Below are 14,449 nucleotides of genomic sequence, written 5' to 3' on the forward strand. Positions count from 1 at the left end.
ATCAACTTATTTCATGAATATGATAAACGATTGCATTTTTTCAATTCTTTATATATAATAAATTTATTGTTGGCGAAAGGAGATTATAAAACCAGTTAAACGTTTTATTAAATAGAAAGGAGTAAGCAATAGAGAGGTTGAAGCATATCTAGACTAAATATCAGCTTATGCAGAGTCGGTCTTTGTAGTATTAATCTATATGGACACATAGGCCAACGGTGAAAAACAACCTCGAATTTTAAAAGCGTTAAAACGTTTTACTTTTTTCCGTGTCATTTGGTCTTCTTTATTTCCAGTGTTATTGAAGGGAATAAAAGAAAAAGAAGAGGTTTTCAGGCATTTTACTTTTTGAAAAGACCGTCTTTATTTATAAATGTGCAAGCCTATCTAAGAATAGGCGATCTAGAACTTGATCCTTCGGTTCAGATCCCTAAAAAAATGAGTGGCAAGATAAGGGTTAGTTTCATGTTAATCAATCAATACCATTCGAGGACCACGTTTTAGGAGGTTATTGTGTTCATACAGCAATTAATTAACGGGATATTCATAGGTGTGACCTATGCCCTTGTAACCATCGGGTTCAATATGGTGTATGGCGTACTAAAGTTAACAAACTTTGCGCACGCATCTTTTTATATGTTAGCGGCCTACATCGCCCAGTATATTGGGGCTAATTTTTTACTAACTAGTGGAGTATCCTGGTGGGTGGTTTTACTTATTAGTGTTTCAATAACTGCTATTCTAGGAGCAGGAATGGATCTTTTAGCTCTGCGGCCAATTCGAAAAAAACATGGGGCGCCGATCATCGCACTAATCAGTACGATTGGTGTCCAAACAATGATTAATAATGGAGTTTTGCTAGTTTTTGGAACCGTTCCCTTGATGATGCCGGATCCCTTTAATTTTGGTTCTGTACAAATTAGTGGTGCAGTGGTTCAGGGAATGCAGATATTTATCACCACTCTTGCAATTCTCCTACTGATAGTCTTATCAATTATTGTATATAAAACAAAATTTGGAACGGCTATGCGAGCCGTCTCCCAAAACCCAACGGCAGCTAGTTTGATGGGGATCAATGTACCTAAAATCATCTCTTTGACATTTTTTGTGGGTATCGCTGCTGCAGGAATTGCAGGCGTACTAATGGGAACATACTACCAAAGAGTAGACTCATTAATGGGAGCATCAGTTGGATTAAAATGTTTTGCGGCAGCGGTCCTCGGTGGCATAGGTTCAGTACCTGGTGCGGCCCTAGGAGGGCTACTAATTGGCATTGCTGAGACCCTGTTTGCGGGATATGTAAGCTCCGGATATAGAGATGTGGTTGCATTTGTTATTCTTATCTTTATACTTCTTGTGCGTCCGCAAGGATTGTTGGGCAAAAAAGAAATTAAAAAGGTTTAGGAGTGTGGGCAATGAGTTTCTCAGAAAAGATCAAATTAACTTGGGCAAAGTACGAGAATTGGGCATATGTTGCCTTTTATGCCGTATTAATTATTTTGTCCCTTATATTTACGAATGTTTATTTTTACTCGGTGGCCATTAATTGCCTGATTTTCACAGTATTATCTTTTTCGCTTAACCTGATGACAGGCTATATGGGTGTTACTTCCTTAGGTCATGCTGCATTTTTTGGCATTGGTGCCTATGCAACGGCGATTCTCCAAACAAGATTTGGGGTCAATCAGTGGGTAGCCTTACTGACCTCAATATTGGTGACATCATTGGCTGGAGTTCTGCTAAGTTTAACAACGATGCGCGTATCTACTCGTTTTGTGGCAATCGTCACGCTAGGTTTTGCTGAGATAGTTAGAATGATTGAATTAAACTGGATGGATTTAACCAGAGGCCCGCAAGGGATCCCCAACATTCCAAGTTTTTCTTTTTTGGGTACTCCTATCAAGGATATGAGAGTTGAATTCTATATAATTATGGGAATATCCGTTATTATTCTTACGTTATATAGCTTACTCATTCATTCAAATCATGGGCGAGCGATTCAAGCTATTAAAAATGATGAGATTGCAGCATCTTCCATGGGCATTAATCCATTACGTTATCGCATTCTCGTTTTTGCGATTTCTGCAGGTACTGCTGGAATTGCTGGAAGTTTCTATGCAAAATACATGGGTTTTATTGACCCTAATGCCTTTAACTTTGATCAATCAATCTCCATATTATCGATGACGATCTTTGGTGGGCTTGGCAACCTCATGGGTAGCATTATTGGTGCTTTTAGTCTATCAATTTTACCGGAGGCCTTACGCTTTTTGTCTGATTATCGACAGGTTATCTATGGAGCATTGTTAGTCATTATGATGATATTTAGACCAAATGGACTCCTGGGAGGTATTAACTTTAAACAAATCAGATTGCTCGATCAACAAAAGATGGAGGAGTTGAAGAAAAATGGAAAACATTCTAAGAACTGATTGTATATCACAGAGATTTGGAGGAGTGAAGGCCTTAACTGATATTTCTCTGTCAATTCCCAAAGGAAGGATTTTCTCGATCATTGGTCCAAATGGCGCTGGGAAAACAACTTTTTTCAATGCAATTTCGGGTTTGGCAGCTCCCGTTGCAGGAAAAGTGTTTTTTGAAGAAGAGGAAATCACGGGTTTGAAATCATTTCAAATCCAACAACGAGGAATTTCGAGAACGTTTCAAAATATTCGACTTTTTCCGGAGATGTCTGTGAAAGAAAATGTTATTGTTGGAGACCATAGCCGTAGTACAAAGAGCATTTTTAATTCCGTTTTACGGACAAAAACGTATAAAGAAACTGAAAAACAAATGGAGGCTGAAGCTGAACGTTGGATGAGCTTCTTTGGTTTATATCATTTACGTCACCAGAACCCCACATCTCTGCCATATGGTCTTCAAAGAAAATTGGAGATAGCAAGAGCCATGGTCAGTGATCCAACACTATTACTCTTAGATGAACCGGCCGCTGGGATGAATGAAGCAGAGACGATCGAACTAAGGAATGATATTTTAAAACTTTCAGAATTAGGAACAACGATTCTGTTGATTGAGCATGATATGAAGTTTGTTATGTCACTTAGTGATCATATTGCGGTTTTAAATCATGGCTGCTTGTTAAAAGTTGGTACTCCTAAGGAAATATTAGAGGATGAATTGGTGATTGATGCCTATCTTGGTACGGAGGTAGATCTATGAGTCTATTAGAGGTGCACAATTTAGAAGTCAATTATGAAGGGATCCGAGCAATTAAAAATATCTCTTTTGAAGTTGGAGAATCGGAGATCGTATCAATAATTGGAGCGAACGGCTCGGGAAAAACGACGACTTTAAATACAATTGCCGGTTCTAAAAAGCCGGATTCTGGAAAAATCTTTTTTCAGGGTCGTGATATTACAGACAAGAGCAGCCATGATCTAGTAAAGGCAGGGATCGCCTTATCTCCTGAAGGTAGACAGATTTTCTTTGATCTAACGGTCCAAGAGAACCTTGAAATGGGTGGTTATACAGTGAGTGAGGCAGAGATTAGAGAGCGCATGCAGTTTGTGCACAGCTTGTTTCCAATATTAAAAGAAAGGAGTAATCAGCCTGGAGGGACACTTTCTGGTGGTGAACAGCAGATGCTGGCTTTAGGAAGAGCGTTAATATCCAATCCGAAACTGTTAATGTTGGATGAACCGTCTCTTGGGCTAGCCCCCAAATTAGTTGTTACGGTTTTAAGTACCCTCCCCAAAATTAGAGATACTGGTACAAGTGTCATACTTGTTGAGCAAAATGCCCGGATGGCATTAAAGGTTGCTGATCGAGGCTATGTTCTTGAGAATGGGATGATTACTATGGGGGGGGCAAGTTGTGACTTACTTGCCGATAGAGCACTAATTGATGCCTATTTAGGGGGTAGTAGCTCTTAAAAATCAATGAAAGGAGTGAAGATGAAGGCAAAGAAAAGATCGGCCGCACTTGATGGACAGAGAAACATTTGCCAAAGACGAGCTTCAACTATCAGCTATATGATTGAGGAGGCGAAGAATCAGGGAATTAGCGATGACTTTGCAAGACGTGCGATTTACCGATATGGCAAAGATATTGGGGAAGAGATGTTGAGAATAATAACAGATCCATCAGACCTTGCTGAGTTTCGTCATCTATTTGCCGCAATGCCACATCGTGATATCTATGAGATGACGTTGGAAGAAAACAATCAGGATAGTTTTTTAATCCATTTTCATTACTGTCCATATGTGGAAGAATGGAAAAAACAAGGATATAGTGGTGATGATTTAGCACATTTATGTGATATCACCATGGAAGGTGATCGAGCTGTTGCAGATTGCTTTCAGAATTTTAAATTTCAACTAGGTAAGACTATTGCGCAGAACAATGAAGTCTGCGAAATATTTTTTACAAAAAAAGAAAAGGAGAATTAACATGAAAAAAATTTGGACGTGCTTATTGGCTCTGATGATGGTTTTATTAACTGCATGTGGAGGCCCTGTGGAAAAAGATGGACAATCTGGATCCGAAGCTGCACAGAAACCGGCAGGCGATTCCGATGCTATTTATTTTGCTTGGTATGGGCCTATGACTGGGGATTCCAAGCAGTATGGAGATACGGAAAAGGTAGCTGTAGAGCTGGCTTTGAAAGATCTTGAAAAAAAAGGTTGGGTACTTAACGGCAGAGAGATTAAAGTCGACTTTTATGATGATAAGAATGATGCTAAGGAAGCTGTAAATATTGCCAACAAGATTATTGGTGAAAAGAAATATAGTGCTGTCATTGGGGGATTTGGTTCAACCGCCAGCATGGCTGCAGCGCCTTTATATGAGGAAGCAAAAATTGTCAACTATTCACCGACTGCTTCGCATCAAAACTTCTCATCTTTGGGAGACTTTATTTTTAGAAACACACCTACTCAGCAGATGGAGACAACACAATATGCCGACTACGTCTATAACAAGCTAGGCATTAAATCTATCGCTATTCTTTACGTTAATGATGACTGGGGTCAGAATATTGCCGATATTTTTGAAAAGCGTTTTGCTGAATTGGGTGGAAAAGTTACTGATAAGCAATCTTATATTCCAAACCAGACAACGGATTTCTCACCGATGATTACTTCTGCAAAATCTTCTAATCCTGAAGCCTATTTCCCGATTGCCTACTACCAGGACTCAGCGAACATTCTTAAGCAATCAAAGAATCTGGGATTTGATGTACAAAAAATCTTATCTAGTTCTGTTTTAAAACAGGAAATGTTAGATTTGGCCGGCGAATATGCGGAAGGCGCATTCTTGATGAATGCCTTTACTCCAGCTATTGATAAGGAAGATTTCAAGAGAGTGATGAGTGAGTATACAGAGAAGACTGGTAAAGAGGGTGATGCCTTCGTTATGCAAACTTACGATGTTGTTTCTCAGCTCGCATATGCTATTGAAAAAGCGGGTTCCTCCGATCCAGTTGACATTCAAAAGGCTATGGCTGGTATGAAGGATTATCCTTGCCTAGCCGGAGAGTATAGCATGAATGAAATTGGAGATGCACTACGTGGTCTAGTTCCTATGAAGGTAATTGATGGAAAGTTTGTTCCTATTGAGAAGTAACCAACTTTAGAAAAGAGGTTTGATTGAGTATGAAAAAATTTATCAATGAACCAAATCAATTTGTTGATGATACAATTTCCGGTATTGTCTCAGCTCATCCTGACCAAGTCAAATTATTGGAGGAGAATAACCGCGTGCTTTTAAGGGCACAGGAAAAATCTCAAAACAAGGTCGGAATTGTCACGGCAGGAGGGAGTGGGCACCTGCCCCTCTTCCTTGGTTATGTTGGAGAGGGCATGCTTGATGGCTGTGCAATTGGAAATGTTTTTGCTTCACCTTCAGCAGATTCCATGGCTCAGATGATTCGTGCTTGCGATAAGGGTGCTGGTGTCATTTGTTTATTTGGCAATTATGGTGGAGATAAAATGAATTTTCAGATGGCCTGTGATGAGGTTGAATTTGATGATATAGAAACCCGTCTGGTCATTGCTGGAGATGATATTGCCTCTAGTCCTAAAGGGAAAGAAGATAAGCGTAGAGGCGTTGCAGGAATTGTCTTTGCTTACAAAATTGCCGGTGCTGCAGCCGAACGAGGGGATGATTTAGATGAAGTAGTCCGAGTGGCTAATAAGGTTCTGGATAATACTCGTACTATGGGATTTGCCACATCACCTTGTATTATCCCTGAGGTCGGGGCTCCTTCCTTCCAGATAGCCGATGATGAAATTGAAGTTGGTATGGGTATTCATGGCGAACCCGGCATTGAGGTAAGGAAGATGATGACGGCAAATGAGGTAGCGGATTTAGCGGTGAATGCCATCCTTGAGGACTTAGACTTTTCTGGCAGAGGAAAATGCTCTGTTCTGATTAATGGCCTTGGTGCAACTCCTTTAGAGGAACAATATATTGTCTATAATAGGGTTTACGAGCTTTTGAAGGAGAAAGACATAGAAGTTAAGTATCCCCATATTGGAGAGTTTGCTACTTCTATGGAGATGGCTGGTCTAAGTATTACTCTATGTAAGTTGGATGATGAGTTGGAAGACCTACTTTCTGCCATTGCAAGAACACCTTTTTATACTAATTTTAATATTTAGAACAAAGGGGTGGATATGATTAATAAAGCAGTTATAGAGAGTGGATTGAGAAAGATTGCCAATAAAATGGCTGAAAATAGAGACTACCTAATAAAACTTGACCAAAGAAATGGAGATGGCGACCTAGGTATTTCTATGTCTGTAGGATTTAAGGCAGCATATGAAGCCATTAAGGAATCTAAAGATGCTGATTTGGGTAGAGCCCTATTATCGGCCTCGAAAGCATTTAACAATGCTGCACCTTCATCATTAGGGACAATTCTCTCCATTGGTTTTATGGGAATGGCAAAAAGTTTGAAGGGAAAAGAAGAGACTGATCTATATGATCTGTCCGTTGCCATGGAAAGTGGCCTTGAGAATATTATGAAGAAGGCGGAGTCCAAACCAGGAGAAAAGACGATCTTGGATTCTTTGCATCCAGCTATTATGGCAATGAAGAAGGGGTCAGAGCAAGGCTTGACCTCTGAAGAAGTCCTTCAACATGCAAAAAAAGCGGCAGAGGATGGCGCAGAATCGACAAAAGATATGAAAGCAGTTCATGGCCGTGCTGCTTATTTTGCAGAGTCTAGTCTTGGAATTATTGATGGTGGAGCCATTGCTGGAAAATTAATCTTTGAAGCATTAACTGAGTAAAGGATGGTAGTATGGAAAATAGAAAACAGATCATTGAGCAAGCCTTTGCGAATGAGATTCCCGAGAGAGTTCCTGCTGCTTTTTGGTATCATTTTACAGACTTTTCGGAGCACTGCAGAGGATTATCGAACCCAGAAATCATACAAAGGGTAATTGACGGTCATAAAAAAATGTATGATGAGTTGAAACCGGATTTTTTAAAGATTATGTCTGATGGTTTCTTCGGCCATCCCAGTATGATTGATCAAGAATTTAATGAGGCAAGTGACTTAACGAAGATCAAAGCCCTAGGGCCTGATCATCCCTGGATTGAAAAGCAAATTGCTATGGTTAATGAATTGATTGAATATACTAACCATGAGGTACCGATTTTCTATAGCATATTCTCCCCATTATCGGCCATTCGTCTTCATTTTTTTGAGGACGAAAATGATTCGGAGAAGTTTACCAGATTATTCTTTGAGGACCCAGACCAAATGGTTTCTGCGGCGAAGGAAATTGAGAAGGATCTGTTGAATTTAGTGGATCGTTTGGCTAAGGAAACAGATATTGATGGCATCTATTATAGCGTACAAGAGGTGCAGGACCCCAGAGCGGATGAAACATTCCATAAAAAGTATGTTAAGGATTCAGATATATCTATTTTAAAATCTGCTCATGATCATGGCCTTAAAATTTTGCTCCATATTTGTGGTTGGGGAGACTTTACAAATAATCTGAAGCTTTATACAGATTATCCTTGCGATATTGTTAACTGGGCTACACACACTGAGAGGATTAGTCTAAAAGAAGGAAAGAAACTCTTTGGGGATAAGCCTGTTGTGGGAGGTTTCGATAATAATCCAGGAACCTTACTCTATGAAGGTAGTGATGAGGAAATTAAAGCTTATGTGGAGGAATTGCTCCAGGAAAGTGGAACAAAGGGAGTAATTATCGGAGCAGATTGTACGGTTGATCCCAGTATTGATCATAAGCGCTTACAGTTTGTCAGAGAAGTGGCTAAGAACTTTAGAGGCTAGAGGCCTTTTGATTTTGTTCCAATAGTTACTATGACCACGCTGAGAAGCTCGTTTTCGTGAAGGCAACAGAAGCATTCTGATGATCACGATTGCTTCTCGGCGTGGTGTTTTTTATGTTTAAGGAGGATGGGTTGGATTATTTTAAAGATTATACCAACTTGTTAAAACAGGAACTTATTCCTGCCGCAGGTTGTACGGAGCCGATTGCCCTTGCATATTCTGCAGCAGAGGCATCGGCTCTATTACCAGGGCATGCGAAATCTGCTCTTGTACGTGCAAGTGTTAATTTGATCAAGAATGCAAAGTCTGTTTTAGTGCCTGGAACAAATGGTCGATATGGTATTCCCATCAGCATTGCCATGGGAATGGTTATAGCAAAGCCGGAGTGCAAGTTAGAAATTCTCGGTCGATCTAATGACGAATACATTTCAAAAGCCGTTGAATTAGTAAATTCTGATTCTATTAAAGTTGAGCTTATACCTGGCGTTGTTGGCTTCTATGTCGATTTAATCGTGAAAGATGACCAAGGCAATGAAGCAGAGATTATTCTCAAGGATGAGCATACGAATGTTGTTCTTAAGAGATTAAATGATGAGGTTAAATTACAAAAAGAAATTAATGCGGAAGATGAAGTAAAAATTGACTTATCCTTTGAGAGAATTATGACCTATGTTCGCTCGGTTGATTTGGAGCAAGTTTCGGATATTATTGAGAACCAAAAAAAACTGAACATGGAAATTGCTGAAGAAGGTTTACATCGAAATTGGGGAGCAAATATAGGAGAATTATCTCAAACACTTAATGATGACTCTATTATCAGCAAGTGTATGGCTTATGCCAGTGCTGGTTCTGATGCAAGAATGGCTGGTTGCAATATGTCTGTTGTGATCAACTCTGGCAGTGGAAATCAGGGGATCTCTGTCTCTGTTCCGGTCATTGTTTATGCACGAGAAAAGAAATACGAAGAAGATGTATTAAATCGTGCTCTATTACTTTCTAACCTCCTTGCTCTTTACCAAAAACAAAGTATTGGTAGGCTTTCAGCATATTGTGGAGCAGTAACCGCATCTTGTGCAGCGGTAGCGGGGATTGCATTCCTTGACGGATGCGGCGATGATATTATTGCACAAACCTATGTTAATGGTGCCACGCAAATATCCGGAATGGTCTGTGATGGTGCAAAAGCATCCTGCGCAGGAAAGATTAATCTTGCCCTATACAGCGCTTTTCTGGGATATAAGCAAGCATTATCAAATAATAGTTACCAATCCGGACATGGGATCGTCGCTCAAGATATTGATCATACGATTCAAAGCATAGGTCGAATTGCTAAAAAAGGTATGCATGATACAGATCTTTGTATTGTGGAAGAAATGTTAAATACTAATTCATAGATGGAAATGTGGTTTTGATCTTCTATGTGATTTTCGATGGATGGCGGAGGAATCTGCCATCCATCTTTTTGTTTCTTTGTTCAATTATTTTAGTGCTACAATGACAAGAGATCATTCTATTCATTGAAAACACTTTTTACAGATCGAGGCCCACCATGGTTGAATCCCCCAAACTCCTATCCTTCCTCAAAGACTACATGTCCATCTATTCCCTTTCCGAAACACCTGCAGAGAAGGAGGTTCCTCCCTTTCTTTCCGCCCGCCTAAGATCCTGGCCCTATTTCCAGGCTCATCCTGAACATTTGGGGACTTATGAAATCCCAAAGGATCCCTTGAAACGTGAGATCTTTTGGGCCCTGGTCAAGGGGAAAGGGGAGAGAACGGTCATCCTCCTCCACCACTACGATGTGGTCTCTATTGACAATTTTGGGGCCCTTCAGGATTTGGCCTTTTGCCCGGAGGACCTGGCCAGGGCCATGCGCAGGGAGGACCTGACTCAGGAGGTCCGGGAGGATTTGGAATCGGGAGACTATCTTTTTGGACGCGGGGGCTGCGACATGAAGGCCGGCGGGACAATCCAACTGGCCTGCCTGGAGGAATTCTCAAAGATGGAAGATTTTACAGGCAATGTCCTCCTCCTGGCCGTCCCGGATGAGGAGAACCTGTCGGCCGGCATGCGATCGACCCCTGATCTTCTATTGAACCTAAAGAAACAATTTGGTCTGGACTACGAGCTCCTGGTCAACTCGGAGCCACATGGGCGGAAGGATCCCAAGCGGGCCACCCTTTATCTGGGCTCCTGCGGCAAGCTCCTCTTTTTTGTCTATGCCAAGTCGGTGGTGGTCCATATGGGGGAGAACCAAAAGGGGGTGTCCGGCCTAGGAATCATGAGCCGGATTGTGGCTAAGACCGACCAGAACCGGGCCATGACGGAGGAGGACCGGGGGGAAGTGACTCCGCCTCCGGTTTGGGTCTACCTCCGGGATACCAAGGACCGCTATGATGTCTCCATGCCTCCCGGGGCTTTTGCTGCCATGAACCTCATTACCTTCAAAAACGACATCCAATCCTGGAAGGACCGGATGGAGGGGGTCATTCGGGAGGCCATGGAGGAACAATTGGGGGACAACCCCAACCACTTTGACTATAGGATCCGGTCTCTGGAAGAACTTTCGGTGGGCCGGGACCTTCAGGAGAAATGGGGGAAAGAGGTGGAGGCCGGCCGAGTGAATTACCTGGAGGCGACCTATCACCTGGTCAAGGATCTATTGGAAGAGGATGATTTTCATGGACCCCAGGTGGTCTATGGACTGGTTCCCCCCATGTATCCTTCGGTCATTTCGGATGAAGAGACGAAGGAATGGGTGGAGGACCTCCTCCGCTATGCCAAGGAAAAATGGGGGTTGGACATGGACAGCCAGCCCTACTTTACGGGGATTTCCGACCTCTCCTACACCCGGAGTCAAATTTCTCCGGAGGACCGGGAGGCGGTCAAGAAGATGATGGCTTTTTATGGGGCTCCCTACGAGGTCCCCTTCGAGGGAATGGAAGCCCTGGGAATCCCTGCCATCATGCTGGGACCATGGGGGAAGGACCTTCACCTCAAGACGGAAAGGGTCTATATTAAGGATTTGCTGGAAGTGACGCCGGATTTGGTGTGCCAGCTGATTTCATGGATTCTAAAAGAAAAAGGCCACAGGAATTCCTAGGAATTCCTGTGGCCTTTTATCGGTGAGTGATTAGTCGATCTTAGGATTTTCTAGATTTTCCTTGTCAACCTCCTGATAAGGTGCTAGCGTAGAGATCATTACGACAGGCTCATCATATCGGTTGGTGACATAGTGGGTCTCATTTGGCTCAATATGAATAAAATCGCCCTTTTCCAAGGTTAAAGTTTCGCCATCAACCACAATATCCACTTTACCTTCCAGGATGAAGAAATTTTCTTCCATGATGTTGTGTTTGTGGTTTTGGAAGTCTTGACCCGGCATAAATTGAACCAGGGCAAAATTCATCCTTGGTCCTTTCATCAGATACTTGGGGCCATGGTCTCCGTGTCTGTATTCCTTGTCTTTTTCATTTAGTAAAAACATTTATTCCTCCTATACTCTTATTCACCGATTCCCGGAGCGGACCACATGTAGTTAGTCACACCCTTATCGCTCAACTGGAGAATGTGTTTGTAGATCTTTCTCCATTTAACATACTCTTGTTGGTATTTTTTGAAATTTTCCAGATTTGGCTTATATTCAGCAGCCCAACGGACCGATTGGCCCACTGCTTCTTCAATGCTTTCGTAGATTCCCACGCCCAGGCCGGCCAAGAGGGCCGCACCCAGAGCAGTCGCTTCTTTTACCTCTGGAACACGGACGGTTTTATTGGTAACATCTGCCAGGATCTGCGCCCATAGAGGACTCTTTGCAGCCCCGCCGGCAAAAGTTAGGAAATCGGGCTCAAAACCAGAAATATTCTTCACCATTTCGATGTGTCCCTTTACCAAATAAGCCGTGTTTTCAAGAATGGCTCGGTAAAAGGTGTATTTATTAAACTTAAGCGAGTCCAGATTGAAATTAATAAAAGCAGGGGAAGCATGCTTCCAGTTGGTGAAATTCATAATATAACTAAAGCAACAGGACATCCCATAACTGCCAACGGGGATCTCTTCTGCCTTCTCATTAAGTAGGTTGTAAGGATCCAGTCCAAGTTTCTCGGCATCCTCTTTTTCCTTTTGACAGAAGCCGTCTCGGAACCATCTCATCACCATCCCCGGCTTAAAGGCCAGCGCCTCGTATTGCCAGAGGTTGGGGAGGGCATGGCAGTTCACCCTTACCCGGCAGTCCTTATCCGTCAGGGCCTGGTCGGTAACTACCTCATATTGCCAGAAGGAACCTCCAAATACGGCAACTTGTCCAGGCTTAGTGACACCGACGCCTAGGGAACCTAGCTGGCAGTCACCCCCGCCAACAATGACGGGAAGTCCCAAGGGCAGGCCGGTTTCTTCCGACGCTTTTTCCGTCACTTGGCCCAGCATATCTCCGTTTTCTAAAACGTCGGGGAAGATATCCGTTCGTATCCCGCACATTTCCGCAATTTCCAGATCCCAATTCCTTGTTTGTAGGTTCATCAGTCCGGTCGTTGACCCATTACTAGGCTCAATTGCCAATTTTCCGGTGAGCCGGTAGGCCAGCCAGTCATTGAACATCCCCAACTTACTGATTTTTTGATAGATCTCAGGCATATTATTTTTTATCCAGAGCAAGCGGGGAATGGCATTGAGGGCGAAACTTTGACCACTGACCTGGTAGACCTTCTTTTCCAGATCAGGATGGTTCTTTATCAGGGAGACCACCTCATCAGTGCTTCGAGAGTCGACATTTGCACAAGCCCACTCTTCCTTGCCCTCATTATCGTAAAGAACAATCCCTTCACGCATACAGGTTGTAGAAATGGCCTTAATTTCAGTCGGATCCACTTTGGCCCTGTCCATCAACTCCCTGGTGCATTCACAGGTGAGTTTCCAATTATTTTTCCAGTCAAAATCCATGCTCCCTGGCCATCTTGAATCTTCTGCATGCGTCCATTCTCTTTGGGCACAGTAGATTTGATTACCGTTAGTGTCGAACAAGACAGCTCGAATACTTCCTGTGCCGGCATCCAAAGCGAGCAAGTATTGGTTCATTTTTTCACCTTCTTTCCTTTTGATGATCAGTGACAAAAAGCCTATTCCTTTGCTATCAATTGCTCTCCCGTTGCTTCATCTGTAATTAAGACGTTGATATATTTGCCTTTCAGGACTGACAAAATTGCACTGACCTTGTTGGAGCCGCCGGAAACACCGATCACATTGTCGAGCTTCCTTAAGCGGTCTAGGGAAGTGGAAATGAGACGCTTTTCCAGGTCAGATGAAATAAGGTCTCCTTTTTCATCAAGAAAATGACTGAGGATATCACCTACGGAACCCATCATTTGAAGCAAACGAAGATCGTTTTTTGATAGGATTCCGTTTTTTACGATAGTGGCATCATCATTTAAGCCGCCAATTCCAACCACTGTCGTGTCAGAAAGATCCACCATCTTCTGAATTTCCACAACACTGGACTCCTGAATTAAAGCATTCCGGGTTTCTTCCTTTGATAAGAGAAGGGGGGATGGAATTAAATTTAGATTAGCATTAAAACGCTTGGAAAAAGAGGGAAGGTAGTAATTGACACCCCCGGTTAAACTGACAAAATTGATGGGGCGGTCTACGCTTGCAGCAAGATGGTTGATGACGCGGTTGAGAGTATCCCCATATCCTACATTAATATAGTGGACATCCGGCATGCGATTGATAATATACATGGCGGTCGCTACAGCCAAGCTTTCATTGAGGTTGACCAAGGTTTCAGATCTTGGGACCAGGCAGACATCATTTAATTTAAACTTATCCATCAACTCTTTTTCTAACTTTAGGCGTTTATTATCGGACTGCTTTAATTTGAAACTCACAACGCCTGTTTCTTTCGCATATTCCAGTAAGCGAATGACTTTTGTGCGATTGATAGCAAGCAATTCACTAATTTGTTTTTGTGTATAACTTTCCACATAGTAATACCAAGCAACGCGGACCACTTCCTCTGGATCATATTTGCTCATCTCAGCCCTCCCCAGGAAAGAATATTTGTTTTTAATGATAACAAATGTTCTTAAAAAGTCTATCATTGATTTATTTTATCGTCAATAGATGATTTCATTTCTTTATGGCTATTTTTACAGCTATAAAACGTTCTATTTTTGATAATTA

Annotated in this window: 14 protein-coding genes; 11 read left to right on the top strand and 3 right to left on the bottom strand. The window is 42.2% G+C overall.

Annotation, left to right across the window (positions count from 1 at the left end; all coding sequences use genetic code 11):
* Window positions 1-513: 513 nt before the first annotated feature.
* From HGKM_RS02650 to HGKM_RS02700, 11 genes are all read left to right on the top strand, one after another.
* Window positions 514-1,404 carry a branched-chain amino acid ABC transporter permease gene (locus HGKM_RS02650; protein ID WP_019133793.1) on the top strand — a complete coding sequence of 297 codons (891 nt, stop codon included), beginning with the start codon at window positions 514-516 and terminating at the stop codon, window positions 1,402-1,404.
* Window positions 1,405-1,415: 11 nt separating this feature from the next.
* Window positions 1,416-2,432 (top strand): branched-chain amino acid ABC transporter permease, encoded by a 1,017-nt coding sequence (locus HGKM_RS02655; protein WP_019133794.1) that lies wholly within the window; start codon window positions 1,416-1,418, stop codon window positions 2,430-2,432.
* Window positions 2,410-3,180, top strand: coding sequence for an ABC transporter ATP-binding protein (locus tag HGKM_RS02660; RefSeq protein WP_019133795.1), 771 nt, complete (start codon window positions 2,410-2,412; stop codon window positions 3,178-3,180). Before HGKM_RS02655 ends, HGKM_RS02660 begins: the two co-directional genes overlap by 23 nt.
* Window positions 3,177-3,893, top strand: a complete 717-nt coding sequence (locus HGKM_RS02665) for an ABC transporter ATP-binding protein (protein ID WP_019133796.1) — start codon at window positions 3,177-3,179, stop codon at window positions 3,891-3,893. Before HGKM_RS02660 ends, HGKM_RS02665 begins: the two co-directional genes overlap by 4 nt.
* Window positions 3,894-3,914: 21 nt before the next feature.
* Window positions 3,915-4,409, top strand: coding sequence for an L-2-amino-thiazoline-4-carboxylic acid hydrolase (locus tag HGKM_RS02670; protein ID WP_019133797.1), 495 nt, complete (start codon window positions 3,915-3,917; stop codon window positions 4,407-4,409).
* A gap of 1 nt (window position 4,410) precedes the next feature.
* The gene (locus HGKM_RS02675; RefSeq protein WP_019133798.1) at window positions 4,411-5,583 is read left to right on the top strand and encodes an ABC transporter substrate-binding protein; all 1,173 of its coding nucleotides are present in this window, start codon (window positions 4,411-4,413) and stop codon (window positions 5,581-5,583) included.
* A gap of 29 nt (window positions 5,584-5,612) precedes the next feature.
* Window positions 5,613-6,620 carry a dihydroxyacetone kinase subunit DhaK gene (locus tag HGKM_RS02680; RefSeq protein ID WP_019133799.1) on the top strand — a complete coding sequence of 336 codons (1,008 nt, stop codon included), beginning with the start codon at window positions 5,613-5,615 and terminating at the stop codon, window positions 6,618-6,620.
* Between the two features lie 15 nt (window positions 6,621-6,635).
* Window positions 6,636-7,253 carry a dihydroxyacetone kinase subunit L gene (locus HGKM_RS02685; RefSeq protein WP_019133800.1) on the top strand — a complete coding sequence of 206 codons (618 nt, stop codon included), beginning with the start codon at window positions 6,636-6,638 and terminating at the stop codon, window positions 7,251-7,253.
* Between the two features lie 11 nt (window positions 7,254-7,264).
* Window positions 7,265-8,272, top strand: coding sequence for a uroporphyrinogen decarboxylase/cobalamine-independent methonine synthase family protein (locus HGKM_RS02690; protein WP_019133801.1), 1,008 nt, complete (start codon window positions 7,265-7,267; stop codon window positions 8,270-8,272).
* A 131-nt stretch (window positions 8,273-8,403) separates the two neighbouring features.
* A complete protein-coding gene (locus HGKM_RS02695; protein WP_019133802.1) occupies window positions 8,404-9,666 on the top strand; it encodes an L-cysteine desulfidase family protein in 1,263 nt (420 codons plus the stop codon).
* A gap of 155 nt (window positions 9,667-9,821) precedes the next feature.
* The gene (locus tag HGKM_RS02700; RefSeq protein WP_019133803.1) at window positions 9,822-11,375 is read left to right on the top strand and encodes a M20/M25/M40 family metallo-hydrolase; all 1,554 of its coding nucleotides are present in this window, start codon (window positions 9,822-9,824) and stop codon (window positions 11,373-11,375) included.
* Between the two features lie 30 nt (window positions 11,376-11,405).
* Here the strand turns inward: HGKM_RS02700 and HGKM_RS02705 are convergent, their stop codons facing one another.
* Genes HGKM_RS02705 through HGKM_RS02715 form a run of 3 tightly spaced genes read right to left on the bottom strand, consistent with a single transcriptional unit; the run spans window position 11,406 to window position 14,301 of the window.
* On the bottom strand, window positions 11,406-11,759 hold the full coding sequence (locus tag HGKM_RS02705) for a cupin domain-containing protein (protein ID WP_019133804.1): 354 nt from the start codon (window positions 11,757-11,759) through the stop codon (window positions 11,406-11,408).
* A 17-nt stretch (window positions 11,760-11,776) separates the two neighbouring features.
* Complete coding sequence (lsrK, locus tag HGKM_RS02710; protein ID WP_019133805.1) at window positions 11,777-13,345, bottom strand: autoinducer-2 kinase; 1,569 nt, start codon at window positions 13,343-13,345, stop codon at window positions 11,777-11,779.
* A 41-nt stretch (window positions 13,346-13,386) separates the two neighbouring features.
* Window positions 13,387-14,301: a sugar-binding transcriptional regulator gene (locus HGKM_RS02715; protein WP_034579389.1), complete on the bottom strand. Its 915-nt coding sequence runs from the start codon at window positions 14,299-14,301 to the stop codon at window positions 13,387-13,389.
* Between the last annotated feature and the right edge of the window lie 148 nt (window positions 14,302-14,449).

Source organism: Kallipyga massiliensis ph2 (assembly GCF_000311985.1).
GTDB classification, from domain to species: Bacteria; Bacillota; Clostridia; order Tissierellales; family Peptoniphilaceae; genus Kallipyga; species Kallipyga massiliensis.

What these genes read in the sequence shown, in the direction of transcription:
- HGKM_RS02690 (WP_019133801.1), top strand. Translation starts at nt 7,265, where the DNA reads ATGGAAAATAGAAAACAGATCATTGAGCAAGCCTTTGCGAATGAGATT.
- HGKM_RS02685 (WP_019133800.1), top strand. Translation starts at nt 6,636, where the DNA reads ATGATTAATAAAGCAGTTATAGAGAGTGGATTGAGAAAGATTGCCAAT.
- HGKM_RS02700 (WP_019133803.1), top strand. Translation starts at nt 9,822, where the DNA reads ATGGTTGAATCCCCCAAACTCCTATCCTTCCTCAAAGACTACATGTCC.
- HGKM_RS02660 (WP_019133795.1), top strand. Translation starts at nt 2,410, where the DNA reads ATGGAAAACATTCTAAGAACTGATTGTATATCACAGAGATTTGGAGGA.
- HGKM_RS02680 (WP_019133799.1), top strand. Translation starts at nt 5,613, where the DNA reads ATGAAAAAATTTATCAATGAACCAAATCAATTTGTTGATGATACAATT.
- HGKM_RS02675 (WP_019133798.1), top strand. Translation starts at nt 4,411, where the DNA reads ATGAAAAAAATTTGGACGTGCTTATTGGCTCTGATGATGGTTTTATTA.
- HGKM_RS02670 (WP_019133797.1), top strand. Translation starts at nt 3,915, where the DNA reads ATGAAGGCAAAGAAAAGATCGGCCGCACTTGATGGACAGAGAAACATT.
- HGKM_RS02665 (WP_019133796.1), top strand. Translation starts at nt 3,177, where the DNA reads ATGAGTCTATTAGAGGTGCACAATTTAGAAGTCAATTATGAAGGGATC.
- HGKM_RS02705 (WP_019133804.1), bottom strand. Translation starts at nt 11,759, where the DNA reads ATGTTTTTACTAAATGAAAAAGACAAGGAATACAGACACGGAGACCAT.
- HGKM_RS02655 (WP_019133794.1), top strand. Translation starts at nt 1,416, where the DNA reads ATGAGTTTCTCAGAAAAGATCAAATTAACTTGGGCAAAGTACGAGAAT.
- HGKM_RS02715 (WP_034579389.1), bottom strand. Translation starts at nt 14,301, where the DNA reads ATGAGCAAATATGATCCAGAGGAAGTGGTCCGCGTTGCTTGGTATTAC.
- lsrK (WP_019133805.1), bottom strand. Translation starts at nt 13,345, where the DNA reads ATGAACCAATACTTGCTCGCTTTGGATGCCGGCACAGGAAGTATTCGA.